Consider the following 25,833-nt stretch of genomic DNA (forward strand, 5'->3'; position numbering starts at 1 on the left):
GTTCGCACCTATTACCCAGCCCTGTTGCGCTCAACCAGTGCCTGCAGCGCGAGCGCGTCACGGACGGCGGCTCCGCTGGCCGTGTTGTCAAAGATGCACCAAGTCTCGATTTCCCGCGCCACAGACGCCGACGCTCGCCCAGCCAAACCTTCCAGATGCTCGACGGAATAGGCACTGTGATAAATTTTCGGCGCCCCGTGCAGGCGCCAGTAGTGAGCACCCTGCCACCCACCGGGCAAGTGCCCTTCACTGATTACTGACGGATCGGCGGCTACCTGCGCAATGTGATGCTCGATCAGCAGCGCCTGAGCCTGCCGCCAGGATTCATGGCGCGGTTCCAATACCACGCTGCCGGCGTACTGATTGCGTAATGCTCTGAAAAACCTCTCAGCTACCTGCGGTGCATAGTCCAGAGAGGGCGGAAGCTGGACCAGCAGACAGCCCAGTTTGTCACCCAGCGCAGTGCATTGAGAAAGGAACGTGGTCAGAACGGTCTCGCACTCGCGCAGTCGGTGTTCGTGGGTAATGAGTTTCGGCATCTTGACCGAGAAGCGAAACCCGGCGGGCACCGCCTGCGCCCAGCGTGCGTAGGTCTGAGCGCGATGAGGGCGATAGAACGAGCTGTTGATCTCGACCGCGTTGAAGCGCGAAGCATAGCGTTGCAAATGGCTGCCTTGTTCAGGAAAGTCGGGCCAGTACTCACGCGCAAGGCTCCAGCCTGCACAACCGATATAAACTGGCGGCATAATCAATACAGCACCTTGCCGGCTTCGCGCATGAATATCTCAACAGTCTTGGGGCCGACACCGGCAAACTCGCAGAGTCGCTTCTCGAATTGCTTCCGATCCTCACTCACTTCGCGAATTCGACCTATCTTGCCCGCGTATTCGTCATTGAGCTTTGCGCACAGTGCAGACAGTCGATGCGCCGTTGACTCGTCATAGCGCACATAATGTGCCTGCCCCAGCATGGCGACCAGTTCCCGGTGAGTGCAGTGAGCAAGCTTGCGTGGAGTGTCACGCTGATGCTTCTCGACGATAACGCGATAGGCCTCGCAGGCAATGTCTGCCTGAATGCGCTTGCCCATCAGAAAGCTGGCGACGAACCACTTGAATAAGGCCTTTTCGAGGTCCTCGCTGAAACAGATATTCAGCTCTGCAGCATCAATGGTTCGTTTCATGACGTCTGTTACACCTCGCTGACGTTGCCACCGGACGCACCGTTCAAGCGCGCCTCTTGTGGTACAACCGACCCTTGCTCATCAGCGGCGGTTTTCAAATAACATCGAACAGGCGACAAACGGTACCCGGCCTGACTGCCAGGTGAGCAAGATCGCTACGGTGCTGGCTGCTGATCAGGGCGCACCAAACAGCATGGTCCAGTACACACCGTAATCAGCATGGGTAGCCGTCGCATAAGCCGCGCCGACTTCGGTAAACATCGGGTTCATCAGGTTGGCGCAATGCCCCGGGCTGGCCAGCCAGCTCGCCATGGCCTTGCTGGCCGTGCTCTGCCCCGCGGCGATGTTTTCACCGATCTGCCGTCCGCCGTAACCGGCAGCACGCGCGCGATCTGCCGGCGAGTCATTATCGAAACCGCGATGGGTAAAGTAATTCTCGCTGGCCATAGACTGGCTGTGCCCCTGCGCGGCCGTTTCCAGGGTGGTATTCCAGCTCAACGGCCGAGCCGACGGGAAAGGCCGCTTGCCACACATGCGCGGCTTGGCACGCGCGGCGTTGACCTGCGCCAGCAGCGCCCGTCCAGCCGAGCGCGCGTCTTCAAGGCTCTCGTCGATCAACGGTTTCGCCAGCACCACACGCCAGTCGCTCCCCTGCCGGGTGATGCCGATGTCCGCGTATTGCGGGTCGAGCAACGCACCGCAGTAGCGGCTCCTGAGCATGTCGAACGCTGCGTCGGCGCTTTGCACACCGGCCAGTCGTACGGTCCGCACAGTGACCGCCTGATAGCCGGATGCCTTGAGTGCGTCACGTAAATTACCGCTGAAACCGATCGGCAGTGCCACGCTGGAATTGAGCGCCAGGGCTCTGGAGATGTTTGTCGTACGCGCTTCGCAACGCTGCGGCTGGCCGCGAAAATCATTGATTGCCTGGACCAGTTGTCGTTCTTCGGCAGCACTGACAGGGCTCGCGTAGATCGGCAACAGAGCGACCAGATACAACCAGATGCGCCAGGAAAAACGGGGCAATGCGGGCATGAGAACAGACTCTGGAAGGAAACAGCGTGGCATCAATTTCAGGGCCGGAATAAGACCTGGAAAATTGCTTATGGTTCACGCCGCACGCTTGAGGATGGCGCTGCCATTCGCTCAAAGCTTGCCGATCTCTCCAGTGGCCTCACCTATGCTGGCAAGCGTTATTTCCATATTATCGATGGCCTGTTCCAGCGTCGCGAACGATTGTTCAATGACCTCCCTGTCGTCCACCGTCTGATGACCGCGCAGGCTTTCGGCACGCTCGAGTTCACTGAGCTGCAGATCACCCACTTCCTTGCGCAACGACTGCAGGGTTGCCCAGACTGACCTGAACTGTTGCTGGCTGCTATGACTCATGTTCGCCTCTTGGCTGATCCATCAAATATCTCATTGAGACCCCTCCCCGACACAATGCTCCACCTTTTTTGCCAACAGCGTTTATTTCAGCGTCAAGCAGGCAAACGGCGCCGCTGGTCCAGGCCAGCCACCATCGTTTTGAATTTACCTGTCGCGCGACGCTCTGCTGTTGATACCCGCACCTGTAGAGAAAGGAATCCTTGACCATGGCCACTGCCGAGACTTCATCGCTGCGCCGGGCAATCACGGCGCCCATGCTGACCCTGTTCATCCTTGGCGACGTGCTCGGGGCGGGCGTCTACGCATTGGCCGGCACGATCGCCGGACGCGTCGGCGGAGCCATCTGGGCGCCCTTGCTGATTGCCCTGTGCTTTGCCTTGTTGACCGCAGCGTCCTACGCCGAACTGGTGACCAAATACCCGCGTGCGGGCGGTGCCGCGGTGTACGCCGAAAAAGCCTTCGGCAAGCCGCTGCTGTCGTTTCTGGTTGGCTTCTCCATGGTCGCAGCAGGCGTTACCAGCGCTGCCGGGCTGGCCGTGGCGTTCGCCGGCGACTACTTCCAGGCGCTGCTCGACTGGCCTGCGCAGTGGGTCTGCGTGGCATTTCTGGTCATCGTCGGCCTGCTCAATGCACGCGGTATCAAGGAATCGCTTTCAGCCAATCTGGTCATGACGGTCATCGAGCTGAGCGGCTTGCTGATGGTGATCGCGGCAGCGATCTGGTTCGTCAGCCAGGGGCAAGGCGTGCCGCAACGGGTGTTCGAACTGGATAGCGCCTCGCCTGCGACGGCGATTCTCGGCGCATCGCTGCTGGCGTTCTATTCGTTCGTGGGGTTTGAAACCTCGGCCAACCTTGCCGAAGAGATCAAGGACGTGCGCAAGGTCTATCCACGTGCCCTGTTCGGCGCGCTGCTGGCGGCGGGTGCGGTGTACATGCTGGTTGGCATGGGCGCAGCGATGGTCCTGCCCGTCGAGCAACTCAAGGATTCGCAAGCCCCCCTGATGGACGTGGTCAGTGCCTCGGGCCTTGGCATACCTGCGCCGTGGTTTGCGGTCATTGCACTGATTGCGGTGGCCAACGGCGCACTGCTGACCATGATCATGGCCAGCCGACTGACCTTCGGCATGGCGCGCGAAGGCCTGTTACCTGCGGTGATGGGTTTGGTGCTGCCCAAGCGGCGCACGCCGGGGCTGGCAATTCTGGCGACCACACTGGTAGCCATTGCCCTGTCCTTCACCAGCACCCTGACCATCCTCGCCGAAACCGTCGTGCTGTTGCTGCTCTTCGTGTTTCTCAGCGTGAACATCGCCGTTCTGGTGCTCAAGCGCGACAAGGTCGAAGCCGGGCACTTTCAGGTCCACTGGGTTATCCCGCTGCTGGGCATTCTTTCGTGCCTGTTGCTGCTCACTCAGCAAGGTCCGGAAACCTGGCTGCGGGCAGGCATCATGCTGGCGGTCGGTGCTGCGCTTTACGGACTGACCCGGCTGGGCAGCTCGGCGTTCGCTTCGCATCCCCGCTGAACGGCGCAGTCATTGCTTCAGCGCTTGCCGGTGCCTTGCTGGAGCCCGGCAAGCGCAAGATCCAGACCGTCGATGATGAGCTGCAAGCCGAACCTGAACTCATCCTCCACGGAAACGCCAGGTAAATGGCGTCCGGCAGCCGCAATCGCCGGGTATTCACTCGCATCCAGTGCGGAGAAAAACTCGACCAGGTCCTCGCCGTCCGTGGCTTCGCTTGCAACGTTTGAATGCTGCTGTATGGCGAAACCCAGCACATAGTGAGCGACCGACGTGTAGGCGCGGGCAGCCAGTTCGGCAGGAAACCCGTTGGCCAGAAACAGCGCAATGCCCTGCTCGCGGCGCTTGAGCCCGTTGGGTCCGATCGGTATCTGTGACACCAACAGCGGCAAGATACCCGGATGCTTGCGCAATACGCGATAAAGGCGTTCGGCGCCTGATGCGCAGGCTTTTTGCCAGGCATGCTCATCGCCGCCCTGCTCCTGCGGTGCTCCTTCAGCGGCATCGGATTGATCCGCACTCATTTCGCCCAGCACGCTATCGACCACGTAAACCAGTATCTCGTCCTTGCTGGCGAAATGCCGATAGAGCGTCGCTGTACCGGACTCGAGCCGCTCCGCAAGCATGCGCATATTGAACGCCTGCGCGCCGACCTCGTCGACCGCCTCCAGGGCAGTTGCAATGATCCGTTCTGCCGAAACGGAAGGCCTGCCTCGACTTCTGCTTTTTTCCACGCGACGTACGCGGTTCATCCACCAGCGAGGGCTTCCAGGAACGGCTTGGCAATTCAGGTCTTCAGTCATTTGCAGATTATAAGCCGAACGTGATCGATTACCGCCACCCCGGTGATGCGCCAACCTGGATCACCGTCCGTCTGCTTGGCTGCCTTGTGAATGATCTGATTTATTGACACAACCCTATTTCGGATACATCGTATCCGAAATAGGAGAGACAACCATCTGCCGCTGGAAGTGGCCTACACAAAAGTGGAGTTCAGGTATGTCAGACGGCGATATTCATTTCCAGTCAAACACCTTTAAATTGAATACACATCAGCCTGTTGAGCAGGACGTTTGCGACGTCCTGATAATCGGCTCGGGGCCGACCGGACTGGCGCTGGCCTGCGATCTGGCCAGGCGCGGGATCAAGGTCAGAATCATTGAAAAATCGGCTGTCCCCTTCAATGGTTCTCGCGGCAAAGGCATACAGCCACGAACGATCGAGGTGTTCGATAACCTTGGCGTCGCCCAGCCATTGTTGGGCGTCGGGCAGCTTTATCCGCCGATGAAGTTTCATGTTTCTTTCCTGAAGATCAAATGGAACATGATGAAGTACCAGAAACAGACAGCGGATATCCCGTACCCGAACGTCTGGCTCGTACCGCAATGGCGCACAGAGCAGGTGTTGCGTGATCGACTGGCTGAACTGGGCACTCAGGTTGAATGGGACACTGGAGCACTCCAGATCAAACAGGATGCCGAAGGTGTCTCTGTTCGGGTTGCTTGTCAGGGAGAGCCTCGTATCGTGCATGCCCGCTATCTGGTCGGCGCTGACGGCGGCAAGAGTTTTGTGCGCAAGCAGCTGGGCGTGAACTTCACGGGCTCCACGTCTCAGGAAGGCCGGATGATCGTTGGCGATCTGCACGTAGAGGGGCTTTCCCGGGATGCATGGCACATATGGCCGACGCGCAAAGGTGGAATGATCGGCCTGTGTCCGCTTCCGCATTCGAGCCTGTTCCAGCTGATGATGCGTCTGGACGCCGACGAACCGGCTCCGGAACTCTCAGAGCATGCTATCCAGACCCGCTGGCTGGCAGCTACGGGCTCCAGGAAGATTCACCTGCACAGCCCGACCTGGCTTTCGGTATTCCGCCCCAATGTTCGGCTGGCCGAGCGCTATCGGGTCGAGCGGGTGTTCCTCGCCGGCGACGCCGCCCATGTGCATACCCCCGCAGGTGCTCAAGGCCTCAACACGGGCGTGCAGGACGCCTGGAATCTGGGCTGGAAACTGGCAGCGGTGCTGGACGGCGCGCCCGAGGCACTGCTCGACACTTACGAAGAGGAACGCAGGCCTGTAGCTGCTGCGGTGCTGGAGTTGTCCAGCGAACTCTTCAATAACACCACTGGCACCGGCTTGCCCACATTCAGGCGTGGCGACAAGGAGCGGCAGTTATTACTCAACTACCGCGCCAGCTCGCTTTCCGTGAACAGCGCCGACATCGTCGATGGCAAGGTCCAGGCAGGTGATCGCGCACCCGATGCCACCTGCTCGCAGCAGCACGGCGGACGCACGCGATTGTTCGACGTTTTCAGAGGTGGGCATTTCACCTTGCTGGCCTTCGGTACGCAGGCCATCGCTGCAATGAATACTTTCGGCAGCCATGACGAGCGATTCCTGCAGGCATTTGCGGTTCGCCCCGCGCACGTCAGTAATGACCGCTACGGTCTGGTCGATGAAACCGGTCAGGCACGTGACGCTTACGGCGTAAGCCTTCAGGAAAACATCATCTTTCTGATACGTCCCGACGGGTACGTCGGCCTGACCGCCACGGACGATTTCGTACCGGCAGTCCAGCGTTACCTGGCCACCCTGTCCCGCACACCTGACTCTCTCGCTGGCTGCGACGCCGACATGCAGGCGACACGCGCAGTCGCACACTGATGCACGCCAGAAAGACCACTCAGAGAGCCTCGACATGAAGCACCTTTTCCTTCCTGCACTGACTGTTGTCGTATTGCCTGCCCTGTCTTTACAGCTGGCCCACGCCGAACCGGGCGATTTCAGTCTGGGCCTGGGCGCCGCCATCAGCGAAAGCCCTTACGCAGGCGTCGGCACGCAGGTCAACCCGATCCCGCTGATCAGGTACGAAGGAGAACGCTTTTACGTCAACGGCGTAACAGCGGGTTACCACCTGATCAACACCGAGTCGTTTGCCCTTGATGCCATTCTTGCCCTGCAGATGGACGGTATTGATCGTGACGATTTCGGTCGTCGCGAACTGGCTCGAAACGGCATCAACCGCGACCTGCTGGAAGACCGCGACAATGGCATCGACGCCGGATTGGCGGCAAAGCTGCGCGGTGATGCCGGCCTGCTTGAACTGGTCGCCAAAAACGATATCAGCGGTGCCAGCGATGGCTATTCGTTAAACCTCGAATACGCGTACCCCTTTACCTTGGGCAACACCCGCTTCAAACCCAACATCGGTGCCACCCACCTGTCCGGCAATAGGGTGGATTACTATTACGGCACCCTGAACGAGGAAGAACGACGCGGCATTGCCGAGTATCGTCCCGGTAGCGCCACAGTGTCCTATGTCGGCATTGGCTTTTCTCAGCCAATCGGTAAACAGTGGGAAGTCTCGGGTAACCTGCGCTACAGCGCCCTGCCGGATGAACTGAGCGACAGCCCGCTGGTGGAGCACGACACAGACAGCTCGACGTCGATGTTCATCGGCATATCGCGAAAGTTCTGATGCTGAAGACCACTCTGATAACGCCTCGAACCCACTCACCGGGAGCCCGCCGTGCTCGAACGATCACTGAGCGTCTTGATTGTCGAAGATAACCTGGCGCTGGCCGCCAACATGTTTGATTACCTGGAGGCTTGCGGGCATACGCCGGACGCCGCACCGGATGGCAAGTCGGCCATCCGCCTGCTCGCGGAAAACCGTTACGACGTCATTGTGCTGGACTGGATGATGCCGCGCATGGACGGGATCTCATTGCTGCGTCATCTGCGCAATGAATTGAATAACCCGGTGCCAGTCATGTTGCTGACTGCCAAGGACCAGCTGGATGACAAGCTGGAAGGCTTTGAATCGGGTGCGGATGACTACATTGTCAAACCGCTGGCCTTGCCTGAACTGGAGATTCGCCTGCGAGTGCTGGCAGCGCGTAACCACACGCGGGCAGACAGGCGACAAATACTGGAAATCGCTGACCTGCGCTTCGATCTCGGCACGCAATTGGTGACGCGCGATGGCATACCGTTACCGTTCTCGCCGATCCGACGAACGCTGCTGGAGGTGCTGATGCGCAACTCACCGCACGTGGTCACACGCACGCAACTCGAATCACTCGTCTGGGGTGACAGCGTGCCCGATGGCGATCTGCTGCGCTCGCACATGCACCTGCTCAGAAAAACCATTGATGGCGAGCGTGCTGCCGGGCAAAAATTGCTGCATACCGTGCAGGGCATCGGTTTTCGTCTGTGCGTGTGCGCACATGATTGACTTCGCTCGCCGACGTGGCAGCCTGCATCGCCTCGTCAGCGTGATAATTCTCGGTTTCGGGCTGCTGATGACCACCGGCCTGACCACCCTCGCGTTCATGAGCCAGGACCTTGTTGATCATCCGATCTGGAAGGATCTGCTTGAGACCGCGACCGCCAACACGCTTGCAGACGACGTGCTGCCCGCGGCGCAGAAAGACGCCAGGATCCAGGTCTGGAAACTGTCAGGCAGCACGCCGGCAGCCGGCATGCCGCCCTCTCTCGCTGCACTCGCACCTGGCTATTACAGTGAGGGCGATCTGGACCGCCAGGACGCTGACAATGGCGATCGCGACTATGCGGTGCTGGTGACCTCGCTTGGCAGAGAGCGCCTGATCGCCGCCATCGACATCAGCGATCTGGAGCGGGAGCAGAACTTCATCGCGCTGGTGGGGGCGATGTTTCTGGTACTCAATCTGATTCTGATCATTGCTGTGATCGCCTGGTTGTACGTGCGCCTGCATCTTCCGGTTCAGGGGCTGGCACTGGGCATGAAGCAACTCGACCCGGAGCGCCCCGCCCAGCGATTGCCAGTGCACTACGCTCAGGAAGAGCTCAAGGACATTGCCTGCGGAATCAACGCGCACCTGGAACGGGTCGAACAATTCATGGCCCGCGAACGCGCGCTGCTGGATCAGGCCAGCCACGAATTCCGCACGCCTATCGCCGTGATCAGCGGTGCGCTGGATATCCTCGCCAGGCAAAAACTGCCGCCGCGTGCAGCGCCGCCACTGCAACGCATGCGAGCCACCGTGGAAAACCTGACGGAAATCATGGTTGCGCTGCTTTACCTGTCGCGTGAGCCGTTGACCTCCAACCGGGATGACCCGATCGAGCTTGATCGTCTGCTGCCCGGCCTTGTCAAGGATCATGAGCATTTGCTCGACGGCAAGCCGGTGAAGTTCTCGGTGCAGATCCACCAGACCCTGACTCTGCACGTGCCGGAAGCAATGCTACGCATTGCCGTCGGCAATCTGTTGCGCAATGCGGCAGATAACACCTACGACGGCACCATCGCTGTGCGACTCAAGGATGATGTGTTGAGCGTGACCGATTCGGGTGAAGGGTTCGACACCGAGCAGGCTTCCCGGCATTACCTGTCGCTGCTGAGGAACCCGATCAGGACGGGCAGTGGCAAAGGCCTCGGGCTGTTTCTGGTGCGACGTATCTGTGAACGCTTTCAGTGGACACTGACGCTGGAGTCAATGCCGACGCTGGGCACCCGGGCAGGACTCGACTTCCGCAGTCGGCCGGTTTGACCCGCAATAAAAAGCCCCTGCCATACATAGACAAGGGCTCTTTAACTGCGCTGGCCGGTCAGCGGCGCTTCATGCGGTCGATGATCACCGCCAGCAACAGGATCGTGCCGCGAATCACATACTGGTAGAACGTATCGATGTTCTTCAGGTTCATCGCATTCTCGATGATCGCCAGAATCAGCACCCCGGCGATGACGTGACGGATCATGCCGATGCCGCCGCTTAGCGATACCCCGCCCAGTACGCAGGCAGAAATGATCGTCAGCTCGAAGCCCTGTCCGATCATCGGCTGCCCCGAGGTCATGCGCGAAGCCAGGACCACGCCCGCCAATGCTCCGACGAGGCCGTGGACGGCGAAAATGATGATCTTGGTGCGATCAACATGCACCCCGGCAAGCAGCGCAGCTTCCTGATTGCCGCCGATGGCCATGGTGTTGCGCCCATAGGTGGTGTAGTTGAGCAACCAGCCGAAGAATATGAAGCAGGCGATGGTGATCAGAATCGGTACCGGCACGCCGTATACCTGGCCATTGCCAAAGATGAAGAAGTCCTCGTTGGAAACGCCGACCGCCTTGCCGTTGGAGAAAATGTACGCCAGGCCGCGCACGATCTGCATGGTTGCCAGAGTCGTGATCAGGGCATTGATGCGCAGCTTGGCGATCACAATGCCGTTGATCAGACCCACGACTAACCCGAGCGCCAGGGCTGCCGAGACACCCAGGAATACGCTGTCGGTGTCGCGGATGACGATACTGGCGATCACCCCGGAACAGGCCAGCACCGAACCGACCGAGAGGTCGAAGTGCCCGGACGCCAGGCAAAAGAGCATGGTGCAGGCAGCGATACCTACAGTGGAAATCGCCAGGCCCAGACCGCGCATGTTCAGCGGCGACATGAAGTTATCGATGAACACGGCACACAGCAGGAAAATCCCCACGGCGGCCAGGAGCATCACCCAGTCATCGGCGAAACGACGCAGGTTCATGCCCTGGCGGGGAGCCTGCAGGCTGGATTCGGTAGACATACGCACCTCTTTTTTATTGTTCATGGTCAGGGACCGATTGTCAGCCGCGCGTGCGAGGCAGAGCCAATTGCAGGAGTCGCGACTCTTCAGCCTCGTCGCGATTGAGTTCGCCGGTGATTGCGCCTTCGCTCATCACCAGAATGCGGTCTGAAATGCCCATCACTTCCATCAGATCGCTGGAGACCACAATCACCGCAATACCGTCGGCGGCCAGGTTGTGAATGATCTCGTAAATCTCGGACTTGGCCCCGACGTCGATCCCGCGAGTCGGCTCGTCCAGCAGCAGGACTTTCATGGGCATCGACAGCCAGCGGCCAAGAATCGCCTTCTGTTGATTACCGCCCGAGAGGTACATGATCTGCTGCTCGGGCGATGGCGTCTTGACGTTCATCGACTTGATCTGGCTGCGTGCGTTGTCACGCTCCCAGCGACCCTGAATCAGGCAGCCGAGATTCACGTGCCGGGGGCGCGCACCGATGTTGATGTTCTCCGCGACGCTGGACAGCGGCACGATGCCTTCCTTCTTGCGGTCCTCGGGGCAGAGCAGAATTCCAGCCTCGATGGCATCTCGGGGAGACTTGAGTGTCAGCGGTTTTCCGTCCAGTTGCAGGGTACCTGCAGAGCTGCGGGTAAGCCCCGAGAGCAGCCGGAACAGCTCGGTACGCCCGGCGCCGACCAGGCCGAAGAAGCCCAGTACTTCGCCCTTCTGCACGGCGAAGGTGACCGGCTCGTGCAGGCCGGGCCCCAGCAGACCGGTGACACGCAGACTTGGCCCTTGATGCTGGCGCGGACGGTAGTTGTAGATGTTCTGGATATCGCGACCGACCATACAGGTCACCAGTCGGTCATGATCAAGATCAGCCATCTGTTCGAAGGTTTTTACAAAACGGCCGTCCTTGAACACCGTCACCGCATCACAGACGCGGAAGATTTCTTCCATGCGATGCGACACGTAAAGAATCACTCGGCCCTCGTCGCGCAGGCGCACGATGATTGCCATCAGTCGGTCGATCTCACGCGCCGACAGGCTGCTGGTGGGCTCGTCGAAGGCGATGACGTGGGCATTGCGCGACATGGCCTTGGCGATCTCGACCAGTTGCCGCTGGCCCAGCGAAAGGTCGCCCAGGCGTGTGTGCGGGTCAATTTCGTCAGCCAGACCCTTGAGCAGCTCGCCGGCGCGGCGATACATCGCACCGCGATTGATCAGCCCGAAGCGATTGGGCATGTGCCCGAGCAGCAGGTTCTCGGCAACGGTCATTTCCGGCACCAGATGCAGCTCCTGGTGAATCACCGCCACACCCGCCGCGATGCTGTCGGCAGTGGACTTGAACTGATGAGTCTGGTCGCCGATCTGCAGGTTGCCGCTGTTGGGCTGATACGACCCGCCAAGGATTTTCAGCAGTGTCGATTTGCCTGCGCCGTTCTCGCCCATCAATGCGTGAACGCTGCCAGGACGGGCCTCGAAGGTGATGTCAGACAACGCCTTGACGCCGGGGAATACCTTGCCGATGCCGTTGAAACGCAAGGCACCGCCTATGGGTTGAAGCTCGATAGCCTGTTGCATGAAACCAACCTCCTCGCACAGTTGAGGGGCCCGAAAATCAGGCCCCTCGCTCAGCTCACTTCCACAGACCGATTTTGGTCAGTTCAGCCTGAAAGTTTTCGCGAGTGATCAATGTCACGTCATCCATAGCGGTGTACTTGGGCGGCTCGACCCCCTTGGTGACCCAATTGAACACGTATTCGGCCGTCTTGTAGCCTTCCTTGTCCGGGCTTGGCAGCATGGAACCAAAGAAACCACTCTCTTTTTTCTTCAGTTCATCGATTGCATCAGTACCGTTGATGCCGATCCCGATGACATTTTTCGAGGTAAAGCCATTGCTCGCAGTCGCACGTACGCCACCCAGCACGGTGTTGTCGTTCATACCACCAATGATCAGGTTTTTAGCATCGCCCGGCAGTTTCGGCAGCGCCGAGTTGGTGGCGTCCATGCTGCCCGGCACATCGAGGGTTTTCTGTGCGGTGAAGACGATATGGTCCTTAGGCAAGCCGGCTTCTTCAAGCGACTTCACCGAACCATCCGTACGTTTTTTGCCGGTATCCAGCTCGTTGTAGGTGTTGATGATCGCGTAAGTGCCCTTCCAGCCATCCTTGTCCCACTCGCGTTTCTTCGCTTCGGTGGCCATGGCGGCGCCCTGTTTCTGGCCGACCTCGAATGCCGCCATTCCCAGGTAAGGCACGTCCTCCATGAAGTTGCCCTTGGCGTCGACAAAGCGATCATCCACGGCCATGACTTTCAATCCCAGCGCTTTGGCCTTGGCCACAATCGCAGGGCCGAGCGACACGTCAGGCGGGCAGATCACGAAACCCTTGGCACCGTTGGCGGCGAGGTTATCGATAGCGGTCAGGGTCTTTTCACCATCGGGCACGGCAATCTTGATGACGGTAAAACCATGCTCCTTGCCGGCTTTTTCAGCAGCGGCCCATTCGGCCTGGAACCACGGCTCTTCAGCCTGCTTGACCAGAAAGCCGATTTTGACTTCTTCGGCAGCGGAGGTGATGCCACTCATGCCAAGAATGGCGGTAGTGACAGCGGCACAGCACAGGGAACGAATCCCGTGACGACTCAACATAGCTAACTCCTTATTTTTATTGAATAGCTACAGCGACCAGCGAGGTGGCGGTTGCAAACGCCGGAACGTCCGAAACCGATCAAATAGTCATACCATATAACGGATGACCGCTATGTAACCTAATGTCACCCTTGCATCTACCCTCATGCTGCCGTCGCATAAAACTCAGCGGCACGACACGTATCTCAACCGGCGAAACGCTGACACGGCGTGCCCTTGACGCCAACCTGCGCCATCAGCAGCGCGCCGTCGAAGCGACCATTTGCATCGGCAGGCGCGGCACTGGTGACGTACAACGTCTCCAGGCCAGGACCGCCGAATACACAACTGGTGGGATGGCTGACCGGCAGCTCGACAACCCGGTCAACGCTGCCATCCGGGGCAAAGCGGATCAGGCAATTGCCACCCCAGCGCGCATTCCAGACATACCCTTCGGCATCCATCGCCGAGCCGTCGGGTGAGCCTCGATGGTGTTTTTCCGCCCATACCTTGCGTGGCCCCAAAGCACCATCCGCCAGCACCGGATAGTGATAAATGACGTCGTCCAGGGTATCGGCGCTGTACAGCACACTGCACTCTTCATTCCACAACAGGGTGTTGACGATGCCCTGCCCGTCCAGCAAACGAGTCACCCGGGCATCAGGTTCAACGCGGAACAACCCGCCTGAACGACGCACTAAAGGCACGTCGCCGCCCTCGGCATCGATGTTGTTCTGCATGCTGCCAAGCCAAAGGTGGCCGCGTGCATCGCACCTGGCTTCGTTGGCGCGATTGCCGGGTGTGGGATCTGCCACGCAGAACGGCAGCAAGGAAGTCTTGTCGGAGTCCAGGTCCAAACGATAGACGCCGCTGGCCAGTGTCACCAGTGCATCACCCTGCTCGGTCGGAATAAATGCGGAGACTGGCTCCGGCATGCGCCATTGGCGGATCTGCCCGGCGACCAGACGACACACCAGAAACCCGGCAATGTCGACCCAGTACAAAGCCTGCTGCTCGGCATCCCAGAAGGCGCCTTCGGCCAGCTTGAAGCGGTGCTCGGAAACGGGCAGCCAGTTCATGAAAAATGTCCTTTGTTATTGTTGTAAAGGCACTTTTGGATGTTTGTGTCGCGGTCTTGTCCAACCTCTGCCTGCGCCGACCCGTTGCACGGCGTTCGGGCTGCATGGCAAAAAATTCGACAGATCGGCTAAGGTAAGTCACAAGCCTTCCGCGACGATGGCACTACTAAATAGTATTACAATTTATTTTTCAAGCACCATTTTATAGGCTATACATCCATGCATCGGCTTGAATCCGATCAAATAGTCTTACCAATAACAATAAAAGCAGGCAGATCAGATGAAAAAACATGCGCTTCTCAGCACCCTTGGACTGTCCTTGATGATCAGCACCCTGACCGCACAGGCCGCCGCACTCTCCAGCGAACACAGCGCGTTCGGCCAACTGCCCGACGGCTCTGCCGTCGAAAAATACACCCTGCGCAACAGTCACGGCGTGCAGGCCAGCATCATCACCTACGGCGCGACGCTGCAATCGCTGCTGGTACCTGACAAGGCCGGCAAGGTCGAAGACATCGTCCTGGGTTTCGACGATGTGCAGGGCTACCAGAACAACGGTACGGTCTATTTCGGCGCGACCATCGGCCGCTTCGGCAACCGGCTGGCAGGCGGCAAATTCAGTCTGGATGGCAAAACCTATCAGGTCCCGCTCAATGACAAGACCAACGCGCTGCACGGCGGCACGCAGGGTTTTGACAAGCGTCTGTGGAAGGCAGAAGAAACCAAGAGCGGTGATTCGGTCGGCGTGAAGCTGACCTACCTGTCGCCGGACGGCGAGATGGGCTTTCCGGGTGCCCTGCTGACTGAAGTGACCTATAGCCTGAATGAAAAAAACGAGCTGAAGATCGACTACCGCGCCACCACCGACAAACCGACGGTGCTGAACCTGACCAACCACAGCTATTTCAACCTGGCCGGCGCTGGCAGTGGTGATGTGCTCAAACAGGTCGCCACCCTTCACGCCTCGCACTACACCCCGGTCAACGACAAGCTGATCCCGACCGGTGAACTGCCTGCTGTGGCTGGCACGCCCATGGACTTTCTCAAGCCCACCGCGTTCGGCAAACACATCAAGGCTGATCACCAGCAGTTGAAATACGCCGAACCCAAGCAAGGCGGGTTTGATTTCAACTGGGTGCTCGACACCAAGGGTGATGTGAAGAAACTGGCCGCCGAGGTCAGCGATCCGCAATCAGGCCGCAGACTGCAACTGTTCACCACAGAGCCCGGCGTGCAGCTGTACACCGGTAACTTCCTGGATGGCAGCATTCACGGCAAGGCAGGCAAGGTCTACCCGCACTGGGGCGCCTTTACCCTGGAAACGCAGCACTACCCCGATGCACCCAACCAGCCGAAATTCCCCAGCACCCGACTGGATCCTGGCAAGGCCTACACCCAGACGACTGTGTTCAAATTCCTCAACGACTAAAGCGTTGAGCTGCCCGGCGCCTGTGATCAGAGCGCCGGGCAGCTTCAGGCTTACTGATTGCGCTTCATTGCCGCAGTCAGGGTATCGACGTTGTAACGGAACATCTTCGCGTAGGTTGGCGCCGGGCCGTCGGCTGGCGACAGGGACTCCACGTACAGTTCACCCCCTGGTTGAGCGCCACTGGCTTCGGCTATCTGCTTGACCAGACGCGGGTCGCTGGAGTTTTCGAAGAAGTAGGCACTGACATGTTCGGTCTTGATCTGACGGATCAGTTTCGACACATCGGCGGCCGACGCCTCAGACTCGGTAGACAAGCCCAGCGGCGACAGGAAGGTCACACCATAGGCATCGCCGAAGTAGCCGAACGCGTCATGAGAGGTGAGGATCTTGCGTCTGGCAGCCGGAATCGAACGGATCTGATCGCGGGCGTAGGTGTCCAGTTGCTGCAACTCGACGATGTAGCGATCACCATTGGCCTGATACACGCTGGCCCCTTCCGGATCGGCTTTCTTCAGCGCTGCGACGATGTTGCGCACATAAATCACCCCATTGGCCGCGCTGTTCCAGGCATGCGGGTCGACAATGCGCTTGCCGTCCTCATCCATGCTGCGGGTCTTGATGCCCTCGGACAGCACCACCGGCTGCCCCTTGTAGCCTGAAGCCTTGATGAGACGATCCATCCAGCCCTCCAGATGCAGGCCGCTGACAAATGCCAGATCGGCGTTTTTCAGCGCCTGGGCGTCACTCGGTGTCGGCTCGTAGACGTGTGGATCGCCGTTCGGACCGATCAGTGATCTGACGTGCACACGATCACCGCCGACCGTACTGACCATGTCGGCAATGACCGTGAACGAGGCAACGGCTTCGAGCGGTTTGGCCTGAGCCAGGCTGGCGAATGCCGACAACGCCAGTGCAGCCAGGGAACTCAACATCATCAATCGTTTCATGACGTACCTTTTCAGTGAGCCAGGTGAGGTTTGGGAAACAGCCGGCGCACGATGCCCGTGCGCCCGAACAACAGGGAGATGCCGTAGAACGCACTGGCCGTGAGCACGATGGCCGGCCCCGAGGCGACGCCAAGGTGGTAGGAAACAATCAGCCCGATCAGCCCGGACAAGGTCGCCAGCAGCGTCGAAATCACCATCAGGCCACTCAGCGAGTGGGTCCAGAAACGTGCGGCGGTTGCCGGCAGCATCATCATGCCCACCGCCATCAGCGTGCCCAGCGCCTGAAAGCCTGCGACCAGGTTGAGCACCACCAGCAGCAGGAACAGAACGTGGTACAGCGAGCCGCGCCCGCCGACCGCACGTAGAAAGCCCGGATCGAAGCACTCCAGCACCAGCGGGCGATAGATGATCGCCAGCAGAATCAGGGTGAAGGAGGCAATGCTGCCGACCATGTAGATCGCCGTGTCATCAATGGCCAGAATGGTGCCGAACAATACGTGCAGCAGATCGACGCTGGAACCATGCAGCGACACGATCAGCACCCCGGCGGCCAGCGAGGTCAGGTAGAAGCTGGCAAAGCTGGCGTCTTCGCGCAATGAGGTCAGTCGACTCACCAGACCGGACAGCAAGGCCACTGCCAGCCCGGCGATCAGGCCGCCGAACCCCATTGCCGGCAACGACAGACCGGCGACCATGAAGCCCACCGCCGCGCCCGGCAGCACCGCATGGCTCATGGCGTCGCCCACCAGACTCATACGCCGCAACATCAACAGCACGCCGACCGGCCCCGAGCCGATGCCCAGCGCCAGACACGCCACCAGCGCGCGGCGCATGAAGCCGAATTCGATAAACGGCTCAACCACCAGGCTATAGAGCATCATGCGTCGTCCTCGGCATCACACAACAAGGCATCCGGGCTCCAGTATTCAGCCATGTTGCGCGCCTTGCGCAGGTTGGCGTCGCTAAGCACATGCGAGGTCTCACCCCAAGCAATGGCTTCGCGAGCCATCAACAGGGTTTGCGGAAAGTGCTGACGGACCTGTTCGATATCGTGCAGTACGGCAATCACCGTGCGCCCCTGCCCGTGCCAGGCGCGCACCAGTTGCAACAGATCACGCGTGGTGCGCGCGTCGATGGCAGTGAACGGCTCATCTAGCAGAATCACCGAGGCGTCCTGCAACAGCAGCCTGGCGAACAACACCCGCTGAAACTGGCCAGACGACAGCGAGCCCACGCTACGCCCTTCAAAACCCTCAAGGCCGACAGTCGTCAGCGCCTCGCCGGTCAGACGCGCGTGATTGCGGGTCAGGCTGCGAAACGGGCCGATGCTGTGCCAGGCGCCCATCGAAACCGTATCCGCAACGCTCAGCGGAAAGCTGCGATCGATTTCTGCGGCCTGCGGCAGATAGCCAATTGTGCGGGTTGCCAGACGCCCCCGGTCGACGCGCCCCTGAGCAGGCTTCATGGTGCCGGCGATGGCCTTGATCAGCGTCGATTTACCCGCGCCGTTGGGCCCGACGATAGCCGTCAGGCTACCGGCCTCGAAGCGCCCGCTGATGTGGTGCACGGCCGGGCGGCGTTCATACGCCACCGTGAGGTTTTCCAGAGCGATGGCGGCACTCATGGAATCGCCACCGACCAGCCAATGGCCAGCCAGAGCAATATCAGTATCGCCAGGGAAAACAGGACGCGCTTCCAGGCCGACTGAGCCAGCACGGAACCTGCTATCGAAGCGCTTGCTGTCGAAGCGTCAGGAGGATTTTTCAAGTAAAAGTAACCTGCAACTATTTGTTACAGTATTACATATCAACCGGATAAATGTTATTAAATAACATTCATGCCGGCACCTTGCTTTCCAGCCACGCAGATAAACTCCCGCGCAGATCAGTTTCAGAATCGCCACGCACAACTCCGCCGTGCGGTACTTGTGACACTGCACGCCTCCCTATACTGTATATACAAACAGTCAAGGGGCACTTCATGCAGCTTATCGACAAGCTCAGCATTCTGGCAGACGCCGCCAAGTACGATGCGTCGTGCGCGAGTAGTGGAGCACCCAAGCGCAGCTCGCAGGACAAGTCCGGGCTCGGTTCCACCAATGGCATGGGCATCTGCCACAGCTACACGCCGGACGGGCGTTGCGTGTCGCTGCTGAAAATCCTCCTGACCAACTTCTGTCTTTACGACTGCCAGTACTGCGTCAACCGTCGCTCCAGCGATGTGCCCCGTGCGCGCTTCACTCCCGAAGAAGTGGTCACCCTGACCCTGGACTTCTATCGCCGCAATTGCGTGAGCGGGCTGTTTTTGAGTTCCGGGATCATTCGCTCCGCGGACTACACCATGGAGCAACTGGTCGAAGTTGCCCGGCTGTTGCGCGAGGTGCATGAGTTTCGCGGCTACATCCATCTCAAGACCATCCCTGACGCCGATCCGGCGCTGATCGAAAAGGCCGGCCGCTACGCCGACCGTCTCAGCGTGAACATCGAGCTGCCAACTGACCTGAGCCTGCAGACCCTGGCCCCGGAAAAAGACGTCGCGTCGATCAAGCAGGCCATGCAGACGATTTACACCGGTGAGCAGACGGTGCGCAACGAGCCTCGCTCGCCGCGCTTTGCGCCTGCCGGGCAGAGCACGCAGATGATTGTCGGTGCCGATGCCACCGACGACAGCACCATCCTGCACAGCGCGCAGTCGCTGTACAGCAACTTCAAGCTGCGCCGGGTCTACTATTCTGCGTTCAGCCCGATACCCAACAGCCCCAACAGTGTTCCCCTGGCGGCACCGCCTCTGATGCGCGAGCATCGCCTGTATCAGGCTGACTTTCTGCTGCGCGGCTATGGTTTTACCGCGGGTGAACTGCTCGACGGCCCCGGTGATCTGGCGCTGGACATCGACCCTAAACTGGCCTGGGCGCTGGGCAACCGCCAGGTTTTCCCGCTGGACCTGAACCAGGCGGACCCGGCGCTGATCGCCAGGGTGCCGGGTATTGGCATCCGCACCACGCAGCGGCTGGTCGAGCTGCGCAGACAGCGACGCATCCGCTACGAAGACCTCACCCGCATGCGCTGCATACTGGCCAAGGCCAAGCCGTTCATCATTACCAGTGATTACCACCCGCCGCACGCGGAAACCACCAGCGAGTTCCTGCATCACCAGTTGCGCGACCGGCCTCAGCCTCAGCAAATGGGCCTGTGGGGATGATCTGCCTCGACTGCGACGACCTGTTCGAGACCTGGCGACAACAGGCTCGCTGGCTGTTGAGCCATGAAATCGACCCCAGTCAGGTCAGCTGGAAGTCGCCGGATGCCGCCGACCTGTTCGGCAGTGAAGAAGAGTACCCCAGGGAAGCCGGGCCTTTTCAGGCACGGGTTCCGCTGGAGTTGGTGCAGTTGCTGGAGAGCGCCTCGCACTATCGGGGCGATCAGCGCTGGAGCCTTCTGTACGAAGTGTTGTGGCGCGTGACCCACGGTGATCGCACCGCCATGATGGCCGGTGACAAACTCGGCAGTGAATTGCATCGCCGCCTCAAATCGGTAAGGCGTGAGGCCCATCATCTGCATGCGTTTCTGCGGTTTGTCGCGCTGCCGCCCGTGGCTGCCGACGAAGCTCTGATGCGTCCGCAGTACGTGGCCTGGCACGAACCGGCCCACGATATTCTGCTCAGTGCCAGCGAGCATTTCATCGGCCGTATGGGTCAGCATCGCTGGATGATCGCCACGCCTCAGGACGGCGTGTATTACGACGGCCAACAACTGATTCATGAGCGACGCTGCCCGCAAGCCTGGCAGACCATGGCCCGGCAGGTGGAAGACCCGCATGGCGAACTGTGGCTGACCTACTACAGCCACATCTTCAACCCTGCGCGCCTGAACCCCAAGGTCATGGAAGGTCACTTCCCTTCGCGCTTCTGGAAAAACCTGCCGGAAGGCCCGCTGATCCCTGCCCTGATCACCCAGGCCCGCACCGGCAAGCAGCGTGACGGCCAGGCCAGCGACATCGCCGCCAGACGCGGCAAGAAGATTGCGCTGAAGGATTGAGCGCGTCGGTATACACAAGTCTGTTTTGACTAACGCGCCAATGCTCCGAGTTGGCATGCATTTCGTGACGCTCCGCGTCACACATCTGCTGCCTGGTATCAAGGGCAAAGGAGTCTAAGGCTTTGGTGCTGCCTGTATCTCGCACATGGGGCTTTCCAGCCCGATCCTCTAGAGCGTAACCCTTCCGTCGATGCACGTCACAGTCGAGCCGCCCACCCAGATATCCTCACCTGCACGCTGAACGGACACCCGCCCCTTGCGTCCGAGCGCAGTGCCCTGACTCACGACATAGCGCTCCGGTGCCAGGCCTTCCTCCAGGAACCAGCGAGCGATGCCGGCATTGAGACTGCCGGTCACCGGGTCTTCAGCCATACCGTCGCCGGAAACAAACGCACGCACCTCGAATTGGGCATCTACACCGTCCACATCAGCGTCCCACGCTCCGATAACGCCGATTTTCAAGCCGTCCAGTTGAACATGGTCAGGCTGCAGAGCAAGAACGGTTGCACGATCTTTCAGCCGCAGTGCGACCCAGCCAGGGCCATTATCGACCCAGCGGGCGTCCAGAATGCTCTCGGAAGCCAGCTTCAGACCGAGGCGAATCCGCTCGACAAACGTGGCGTCCACGGCGCCTGAGCGCAACAGCGGCGGCGCGGTAAATGCCAGCCCGGCGGCATCCTTGCGGATACGCACCAGGCCGATGCCGCATTCCTGAATGATTTCCTCACCGCGAGGCACGCCACCGCTTTCCAGCCAGGCGTGGCAACTGCCCAGGGTGGGATGGCCAGCGAACGGCAGCTCTTCAAGGGTGGTGAAAATACGCACGCGATAGTCGGCACGCGGGTCTGTCGGCTTGAGCAGAAACGTGGTCTCACTCAGGTTGGTCCAGCGGGCAAAGGCGGCCATCTGCTCGTCACTCAGCCCGTCAGCGCCCAACACCGCCGCCAGCGGATTGCCGAGCAGAGGCTGATCAGTGAAGACATCCAGTTGCTTGAAATCGAACGAGCGCATCGGGGCGTCCTTTCCGGTATAAAAAACCAGAGTGCCACGTCCACAGCCGGGTGAACAACGGGATATTGAACCAACGTCGGCCACGGCGGCTCACAGCTGTGGCAGTCGCAACGCTACCTGCATGCCAGATGATAATGTGTCCAGTCACAAGAGGCAGGCCACCCGAGGTTCAAACATGCTCGACAGCCCAATCCGAGATCTGCTCGACACGCTATGCCAGGTAATGGCCGACAAACCGTTTCTGGTGGTGACCGGCGCAGGGATCAGCACCGCATCCGGCATTCCGGACTACCGCGACAAGAATGGCGTGCGGCGCGGCAAGCAGCCGATGATGTATCAGGAATTTCTCGGCAACCCTGCAGCGCGCCAGCGCTACTGGGCACGCGCCATGCTCGGCTGGCCGCGGATCCGCGCGGCACAGGCCAATGCCGCGCATCTGGCCCTGGCTGCGCTGCAGGCTGAACACGCCATTACCGGACTGATCACCCAGAACGTCGATGCACTGCACACACAGGCCGGAAGCCGGGACGTCATCGAGCTGCACGGCAGCCTGCACCGGGTGCTGTGTCTGGATTGCCAGCAGCGCAGCGACCGTGCAGGAATTCAAGAGCAGATGCTGGCGCACAACCTTTATCTGATCGGCGTCCACGCGACACAGGCACCGGACGGCGATACCCTGCTAGACCCGGCGTTCGAAGCCAGTTTCGAGGTGCCCCGCTGTCCGCACTGTGGAGGCGACAGGCTCAAGCCGGACGTCGTGTTCTTCGGTGAAAACGTCGCCGCGCAGACCGCTGCCAGGGCTACGCAAAGTGTCGAGGACGCAGAAGGTCTGCTGGTGGTGGGCACGTCATTGATGGCCTGGTCGGCATTCCGCCTGTGCAAGGCCATGGCCGAACAGGGCAAACCGGTCATCGCCATCAACCATGGCAAGACCCGGGCGGACGAGCTGCTTGAAATGAAGATCGAAGCGTCCTGTGAGCAGGCCTTGCCGTGGCTCGCCGAGCAATTGGTTTCGCTTTAAAACAGCCCCAACTGCCCACCGATCAGGGTGCTGAAATCGTCGTCCACAAACGGCAGGATCGCGTCAGCCAGTGGTTGTAACTGACGAGTCACGTAGTGATCGTAGTCAATCGGGGCGTGACGAATCTCCAGCGGTTCCGGCCCGGCGGTGGTCATCACGTAGCTGATCCAGCCGCCACTCTGGTACTGACGCGGTCGCCCCTGCTGGTCGTTGTATTCGTCGGCCAGCCGTGCAGCGCGTACATGAGGCGGCACGTTGCGCTGGTAGTCATCGAGCTTGCGACGCAAGCGCTTGCGGTAAATCAACAGGTCATCCAGCTCGCCTGACAGGGTGCGTTGCACGTAGTCACGCACGTAATCCTGATACGGCTGGCGTTTGAAGATCCGCAGGTACAGCTCCTGCTGAAACTGCTGAGCCAGTGGCGACCAGTCGGTGCGTACCGTTTCGAGGCCCTTGTAGACCATCTCCTCGGAACCGTCAGCACGGGTCACCAGGCCGGCGTAACGCTTCTTGCTGCCCTCCTCCGCACCGCGCACGGTGGGCATCAGGAAGCGCCGAAAATGCGTTTCGTATTGCAGTTCAAGGGCACTGTGCAAACCGTACTCGGCGTGCAAGTGCTCGCGCCACCACTGATTGACCTGCTGCACCAGCGCCTTGCCGATGCTTGCTGCCTCCTCTTGCCCATGAGGACGGCCCAGCCAGACGAATGTCGAGTCGGTATCGCCATAGATCACCGTGTAGCCCTGCGCCTGAATGAGGTCGCGGGTCTTGAGCATTATTTCATGCCCACGCAGGGTGATCGATGAAGCCAGGCGCGGATCGAAAAAGCGACAGCCGCTCGAGCCCAACACGCCGTAGAAGGCATTCATGATGATTTTCAGCGCCTGGGACAAGGGGGCGTTCTGCTCGCGCTTGGCCGCTTCCCGACCTTGCCACACGCGCTCGACGATGGCTGGCAGGCTGTGACGGGTGCGCGAGAAGCGCGCGCCGCGAAAGCCCGGCACCGACTCGCTGTCCGCTGGATGGCGCAGGCCTTCGATCAAGCCCACCGGATCAATCAGAAAGGTACGAATGATCGACGGATAAAGGCTCTTGTAGTCCAGTACCAGCACCGACTCATACAGCCCTGGCTGGGAATCCATGACAAAACCGCCAGGGCTGGCCTCTGGCAGGCGCTCGCCCAGGTTGGGCGCCACGAAACCCTGGCGGTGCATCAACGGGATATACAAATGGCAGAAAGCCGCAACCGAACCACCGCTGCGGTCGGCAGGCAGACCGGTGACCGTGGCGCGCTCGAGCAGAAAGGTCAGCAATTGGGTCTTGGCAAAGATGCGCGTGACCAGTTCGCAGTCCTTGATGTTGTAACGCGCCAGCGCCGGTTTGTCCTCGGCGAACATGCGGTTGATTTCGTCCATACGCTGATAAGGTGTGTCGATGGCCTTGCCTTCGCCCAGCAGAGTCTGCGCGACGTATTCGAGGCTGAACGACGGAAAGCTCCAGGTCGCCGAGCGCAATGCCTCGATTCCGTCGATGATCAGCCGCCCGCTCACTTCGGCAAAAAAATGGTTGTTACGACTGCCATGCTCACGCCAGCCCATCGCTTCACCGCCACGCCCAAGCCTTAACGGCACTTGCAGGCGCTGGGCATGCTCATGCAGCACGCGTAAATCGAACTGGATAACGTTCCAGCCGATAATCGCATCAGGGTCGTGCAGCGCCAGCCAGTCGTTCAGGCGTTCGAGCAACTGCGCGCGGGTATCGCAATAATCGAGCTGAAAATCCAGCGTCTCGTCACCACCGTTGGCCGGCCCCAGCATGTAGACCTGGCGCTGCCCACAGCCCTCCAGTGCAATCGAATACAGCTCGCCGCGGGCGGTGGTTTCGATATCCAGCGAGACCAGCCTCAGATTAGGACGGTAATCGGGCGATGGTCTGATCTGCGCGTCGCACAGCACCCCATCGGCATCCGGCGTGCCGCCAAACTGCACCGGCGCGGTGATGAAGCGTTCCATCAGGTAGCGTTCGGGCGGGCGAATGTCCGCTTCATAGACGTCTACATTGCCTCTGCGCAGCAACTTTTCGATGTTCATCAACTGGCGGTGCTGCTGGCAATACACACCCAGCACCGGACGGTGACGAAAATCACAGAGCTCAAGCGGACGCAGTTCGACGCCACGTTCGGTACGCAACAACGATCGGGCCCGCTCACCCTGTTCGGCAGGAATAAAGGCGACAGAGGGCTGGCAAGGCAGGCGAATATGGCGCGGGCCCTGATCGGTGGCCAACCAGAAGTCGACCTCGGTCCCGGCGGGCGTGTCTTGCCAGTGCCGACTCAGGATAAAGCCCTGCTGTACATCCAACGCTGTTACCTCGACCGCCCGGTGAAACAAATGATTCTACTTGGCTATGAGGCTAAAGGCGCGTCTGGAGGCGAATTAGCGGCACATTGAGGGGCATGGACAATTGATTCCTCCTATCCCCGTGATCCTTATTTACTGCTTGCTCGATTCTGCGCGCTGGATGATTCTGTAGTGGTTCTGGCAATGCACTACAGCCACCCAGGTCCCGATCACGGAGAGCCCCATGAAAACCGTCGCCCAGCTACTGAAATTGAAAGACCTGCAGAACCAGCAAGTGCATACCATCGGACCGGATCAGATGGTGCTCGACGCACTCAAGTTAATGGCTGAAAAGAACATCGGTGCGCTGCCGGTGGTCGAGGGCAACGTGGTAGTCGGCGTCATCAGCGAGCGCGACTATGCGCGCAAGGTAGTGCTCAAGGGACGCTCGTCGGTGGGGACACCGGTGAGGGACATCATGAGCAGCAAAGTGATCACTGTCGACTCGCAACGCAGCGTCGAAGCGTGCATGGGGATCATGACCGACAGCCATCTGCGCCACCTGCCGGTCGTGGAAGGCGGCCAGTTGCTGGGCCTGCTGTCCATCGGTGACCTGGTGAAGGAAGCCATTGCAGAACAGGCGAACCTCATTCAACAGCTCGAGCAGTACATTCGCGGCGAATGACCTGAGCAACACATCAGGCGCAGCGCGCGATT

Annotated in this window: 25 protein-coding genes; 10 read left to right on the plus strand and 15 right to left on the minus strand. The window is 59.9% G+C overall.

The window, feature by feature from the left end; translation table 11 throughout:
- Positions 1-11 precede the first annotated feature (11 nt).
- The 4 genes from KBY02_RS07975 to KBY02_RS07990 all read right to left on the minus strand — a co-directional run bounded on the left by KBY02_RS07975 (position 12) and on the right by KBY02_RS07990 (position 2,569).
- On the minus strand, positions 12-746 hold the full coding sequence (locus KBY02_RS07975; RefSeq protein ID WP_003405569.1) for a DUF72 domain-containing protein: 735 nt from the start codon (positions 744-746) through the stop codon (positions 12-14).
- Between the two features lie 2 nt (positions 747-748).
- Complete coding sequence (locus tag KBY02_RS07980; protein ID WP_003405571.1) at positions 749-1,180, minus strand: hypothetical protein; 432 nt, start codon at positions 1,178-1,180, stop codon at positions 749-751.
- A 174-nt stretch (positions 1,181-1,354) separates the two neighbouring features.
- Positions 1,355-2,215, minus strand: coding sequence for a CAP domain-containing protein (locus KBY02_RS07985; RefSeq protein WP_024643224.1), 861 nt, complete (start codon positions 2,213-2,215; stop codon positions 1,355-1,357).
- Between the two features lie 111 nt (positions 2,216-2,326).
- Positions 2,327-2,569 (minus strand): hypothetical protein, encoded by a 243-nt coding sequence (locus KBY02_RS07990; RefSeq protein WP_024643223.1) that lies wholly within the window; start codon positions 2,567-2,569, stop codon positions 2,327-2,329.
- Positions 2,570-2,775: 206 nt separating this feature from the next.
- Here KBY02_RS07990 and KBY02_RS07995 point away from each other — a divergent pair, with 206 nt between their 5' ends.
- Positions 2,776-4,089, plus strand: a complete 1,314-nt coding sequence (locus KBY02_RS07995) for an APC family permease (RefSeq protein WP_225650147.1) — start codon at positions 2,776-2,778, stop codon at positions 4,087-4,089.
- Positions 4,090-4,106: 17 nt separating this feature from the next.
- Here the strand turns inward: KBY02_RS07995 and KBY02_RS08000 are convergent, their stop codons facing one another.
- Positions 4,107-4,838: a TetR/AcrR family transcriptional regulator gene (locus KBY02_RS08000; RefSeq protein WP_225650149.1), complete on the minus strand. Its 732-nt coding sequence runs from the start codon at positions 4,836-4,838 to the stop codon at positions 4,107-4,109.
- A gap of 289 nt (positions 4,839-5,127) precedes the next feature.
- Here KBY02_RS08000 and KBY02_RS08005 point away from each other — a divergent pair, with 289 nt between their 5' ends.
- The 4 genes from KBY02_RS08005 to KBY02_RS08020 are packed head-to-tail and all read left to right on the plus strand — an operon-like array spanning position 5,128 to position 9,617.
- On the plus strand, positions 5,128-6,747 hold the full coding sequence (locus KBY02_RS08005) for an FAD-dependent oxidoreductase (RefSeq protein WP_219812131.1): 1,620 nt from the start codon (positions 5,128-5,130) through the stop codon (positions 6,745-6,747).
- Between the two features lie 34 nt (positions 6,748-6,781).
- Positions 6,782-7,561, plus strand: coding sequence for a MipA/OmpV family protein (locus KBY02_RS08010; RefSeq protein ID WP_011267634.1), 780 nt, complete (start codon positions 6,782-6,784; stop codon positions 7,559-7,561).
- Between the two features lie 51 nt (positions 7,562-7,612).
- Positions 7,613-8,320, plus strand: coding sequence for a response regulator transcription factor (locus tag KBY02_RS08015; protein WP_011267633.1), 708 nt, complete (start codon positions 7,613-7,615; stop codon positions 8,318-8,320).
- On the plus strand, positions 8,313-9,617 hold the full coding sequence (locus KBY02_RS08020; RefSeq protein WP_011267632.1) for a sensor histidine kinase: 1,305 nt from the start codon (positions 8,313-8,315) through the stop codon (positions 9,615-9,617). Before KBY02_RS08015 ends, KBY02_RS08020 begins: the two co-directional genes overlap by 8 nt.
- A 58-nt stretch (positions 9,618-9,675) precedes the next feature.
- Here the strand turns inward: KBY02_RS08020 and araH are convergent, their stop codons facing one another.
- From araH to KBY02_RS08040, 4 genes are all read right to left on the minus strand, one after another.
- Entirely contained in the window at positions 9,676-10,641 is a 966-nt protein-coding gene (gene araH / locus KBY02_RS08025) for an L-arabinose ABC transporter permease AraH (RefSeq protein ID WP_003405587.1), read from the minus strand.
- Between the two features lie 40 nt (positions 10,642-10,681).
- Positions 10,682-12,205, minus strand: coding sequence for an L-arabinose ABC transporter ATP-binding protein AraG (araG, locus tag KBY02_RS08030; RefSeq protein WP_032653680.1), 1,524 nt, complete (start codon positions 12,203-12,205; stop codon positions 10,682-10,684).
- 55 nt (positions 12,206-12,260) lie between these two features.
- Entirely contained in the window at positions 12,261-13,274 is a 1,014-nt protein-coding gene (locus KBY02_RS08035; RefSeq protein ID WP_032653683.1) for a substrate-binding domain-containing protein, read from the minus strand.
- Positions 13,275-13,459: 185 nt separating this feature from the next.
- Complete coding sequence (locus KBY02_RS08040; protein WP_024643218.1) at positions 13,460-14,332, minus strand: SMP-30/gluconolactonase/LRE family protein; 873 nt, start codon at positions 14,330-14,332, stop codon at positions 13,460-13,462.
- A gap of 280 nt (positions 14,333-14,612) precedes the next feature.
- Between KBY02_RS08040 and KBY02_RS08045 the strand changes: the two genes are divergently transcribed.
- Positions 14,613-15,761: an aldose epimerase family protein gene (locus tag KBY02_RS08045; RefSeq protein ID WP_003405591.1), complete on the plus strand. Its 1,149-nt coding sequence runs from the start codon at positions 14,613-14,615 to the stop codon at positions 15,759-15,761.
- A gap of 50 nt (positions 15,762-15,811) precedes the next feature.
- Here KBY02_RS08045 and KBY02_RS08050 read toward each other — a convergent pair whose 3' ends face one another.
- Genes KBY02_RS08050 through KBY02_RS08065 form a run of 4 tightly spaced genes read right to left on the minus strand, consistent with a single transcriptional unit; the run spans position 15,812 to position 18,475 of the window.
- Entirely contained in the window at positions 15,812-16,708 is an 897-nt protein-coding gene (locus KBY02_RS08050; protein ID WP_011267627.1) for a metal ABC transporter substrate-binding protein, read from the minus strand.
- Positions 16,709-16,719: 11 nt separating this feature from the next.
- A complete protein-coding gene (locus KBY02_RS08055; RefSeq protein ID WP_003410031.1) occupies positions 16,720-17,589 on the minus strand; it encodes a metal ABC transporter permease in 870 nt (289 codons plus the stop codon).
- A complete protein-coding gene (aztA, locus tag KBY02_RS08060) occupies positions 17,586-18,332 on the minus strand; it encodes a zinc ABC transporter ATP-binding protein AztA (RefSeq protein ID WP_003405598.1) in 747 nt (248 codons plus the stop codon). The genes KBY02_RS08055 and aztA overlap by 4 nt, the downstream gene beginning before the upstream one ends.
- Positions 18,329-18,475 carry a hypothetical protein gene (locus KBY02_RS08065; RefSeq protein WP_153795665.1) on the minus strand — a complete coding sequence of 49 codons (147 nt, stop codon included), beginning with the start codon at positions 18,473-18,475 and terminating at the stop codon, positions 18,329-18,331. Before KBY02_RS08065 ends, aztA begins: the two co-directional genes overlap by 4 nt.
- A gap of 213 nt (positions 18,476-18,688) precedes the next feature.
- On the opposite strand from KBY02_RS08065, the gene KBY02_RS08070 reads away from it, so the two are divergent.
- A complete protein-coding gene (locus tag KBY02_RS08070) occupies positions 18,689-19,909 on the plus strand; it encodes a putative DNA modification/repair radical SAM protein (RefSeq protein ID WP_003405604.1) in 1,221 nt (406 codons plus the stop codon).
- A complete protein-coding gene (locus KBY02_RS08075) occupies positions 19,906-20,745 on the plus strand; it encodes a TIGR03915 family putative DNA repair protein (RefSeq protein ID WP_011267625.1) in 840 nt (279 codons plus the stop codon). The genes KBY02_RS08070 and KBY02_RS08075 overlap by 4 nt, the downstream gene beginning before the upstream one ends.
- Before the next feature lie 168 nt (positions 20,746-20,913).
- Here KBY02_RS08075 and KBY02_RS08080 read toward each other — a convergent pair whose 3' ends face one another.
- Positions 20,914-21,756 carry a PhzF family phenazine biosynthesis protein gene (locus tag KBY02_RS08080; RefSeq protein WP_011267624.1) on the minus strand — a complete coding sequence of 281 codons (843 nt, stop codon included), beginning with the start codon at positions 21,754-21,756 and terminating at the stop codon, positions 20,914-20,916.
- A 175-nt stretch (positions 21,757-21,931) separates the two neighbouring features.
- Here KBY02_RS08080 and KBY02_RS08085 point away from each other — a divergent pair, with 175 nt between their 5' ends.
- Positions 21,932-22,777 carry an NAD-dependent protein deacetylase gene (locus KBY02_RS08085; RefSeq protein WP_024641023.1) on the plus strand — a complete coding sequence of 282 codons (846 nt, stop codon included), beginning with the start codon at positions 21,932-21,934 and terminating at the stop codon, positions 22,775-22,777.
- Here the strand turns inward: KBY02_RS08085 and KBY02_RS08090 are convergent.
- Positions 22,774-25,137, minus strand: coding sequence for a DNA polymerase II (locus tag KBY02_RS08090; RefSeq protein WP_032653685.1), 2,364 nt, complete (start codon positions 25,135-25,137; stop codon positions 22,774-22,776). The two genes, KBY02_RS08085 and KBY02_RS08090, sit on opposite strands and share 4 nt — an antisense overlap.
- A 223-nt stretch (positions 25,138-25,360) precedes the next feature.
- On the opposite strand from KBY02_RS08090, the gene KBY02_RS08095 reads away from it, so the two are divergent.
- Positions 25,361-25,801, plus strand: coding sequence for a CBS domain-containing protein (locus KBY02_RS08095; protein ID WP_003405616.1), 441 nt, complete (start codon positions 25,361-25,363; stop codon positions 25,799-25,801).
- Positions 25,802-25,833: the final 32 nt, after the last annotated feature.

This window comes from Pseudomonas sp. P129 (assembly GCF_020312195.1).
Classification (GTDB): Bacteria; Pseudomonadota; Gammaproteobacteria; order Pseudomonadales; family Pseudomonadaceae; genus Aquipseudomonas; species Aquipseudomonas fragariae.

Excerpts from the sequence above, each read along its gene's own strand:
- KBY02_RS08045 (WP_003405591.1), top strand. The coding sequence starts at position 14,613 with ATGAAAAAACATGCGCTTCTCAGCACCCTTGGACTGTCCTTGATGATC.
- KBY02_RS07975 (WP_003405569.1), bottom strand. The coding sequence starts at position 746 with ATGCCGCCAGTTTATATCGGTTGTGCAGGCTGGAGCCTTGCGCGTGAG.
- KBY02_RS07985 (WP_024643224.1), bottom strand. The coding sequence starts at position 2,215 with ATGCCCGCATTGCCCCGTTTTTCCTGGCGCATCTGGTTGTATCTGGTC.
- aztA (WP_003405598.1), bottom strand. The coding sequence starts at position 18,332 with ATGAGTGCCGCCATCGCTCTGGAAAACCTCACGGTGGCGTATGAACGC.
- KBY02_RS07980 (WP_003405571.1), bottom strand. The coding sequence starts at position 1,180 with ATGAAACGAACCATTGATGCTGCAGAGCTGAATATCTGTTTCAGCGAG.
- KBY02_RS08085 (WP_024641023.1), top strand. The coding sequence starts at position 21,932 with ATGCTCGACAGCCCAATCCGAGATCTGCTCGACACGCTATGCCAGGTA.
- KBY02_RS08080 (WP_011267624.1), bottom strand. The coding sequence starts at position 21,756 with ATGCGCTCGTTCGATTTCAAGCAACTGGATGTCTTCACTGATCAGCCT.
- KBY02_RS08070 (WP_003405604.1), top strand. The coding sequence starts at position 18,689 with ATGCAGCTTATCGACAAGCTCAGCATTCTGGCAGACGCCGCCAAGTAC.
- KBY02_RS08040 (WP_024643218.1), bottom strand. The coding sequence starts at position 14,332 with ATGAACTGGCTGCCCGTTTCCGAGCACCGCTTCAAGCTGGCCGAAGGC.
- KBY02_RS08075 (WP_011267625.1), top strand. The coding sequence starts at position 19,906 with ATGATCTGCCTCGACTGCGACGACCTGTTCGAGACCTGGCGACAACAG.
- KBY02_RS08035 (WP_032653683.1), bottom strand. The coding sequence starts at position 13,274 with ATGTTGAGTCGTCACGGGATTCGTTCCCTGTGCTGTGCCGCTGTCACT.
- KBY02_RS07990 (WP_024643223.1), bottom strand. The coding sequence starts at position 2,569 with ATGAGTCATAGCAGCCAGCAACAGTTCAGGTCAGTCTGGGCAACCCTG.
- KBY02_RS08020 (WP_011267632.1), top strand. The coding sequence starts at position 8,313 with ATGATTGACTTCGCTCGCCGACGTGGCAGCCTGCATCGCCTCGTCAGC.
- KBY02_RS08095 (WP_003405616.1), top strand. The coding sequence starts at position 25,361 with ATGAAAACCGTCGCCCAGCTACTGAAATTGAAAGACCTGCAGAACCAG.
- KBY02_RS08000 (WP_225650149.1), bottom strand. The coding sequence starts at position 4,838 with ATGAACCGCGTACGTCGCGTGGAAAAAAGCAGAAGTCGAGGCAGGCCT.
- KBY02_RS08050 (WP_011267627.1), bottom strand. The coding sequence starts at position 16,708 with ATGAAACGATTGATGATGTTGAGTTCCCTGGCTGCACTGGCGTTGTCG.
- araG (WP_032653680.1), bottom strand. The coding sequence starts at position 12,205 with ATGCAACAGGCTATCGAGCTTCAACCCATAGGCGGTGCCTTGCGTTTC.
- KBY02_RS07995 (WP_225650147.1), top strand. The coding sequence starts at position 2,776 with ATGGCCACTGCCGAGACTTCATCGCTGCGCCGGGCAATCACGGCGCCC.
- araH (WP_003405587.1), bottom strand. The coding sequence starts at position 10,641 with ATGTCTACCGAATCCAGCCTGCAGGCTCCCCGCCAGGGCATGAACCTG.
- KBY02_RS08010 (WP_011267634.1), top strand. The coding sequence starts at position 6,782 with ATGAAGCACCTTTTCCTTCCTGCACTGACTGTTGTCGTATTGCCTGCC.
- KBY02_RS08055 (WP_003410031.1), bottom strand. The coding sequence starts at position 17,589 with ATGATGCTCTATAGCCTGGTGGTTGAGCCGTTTATCGAATTCGGCTTC.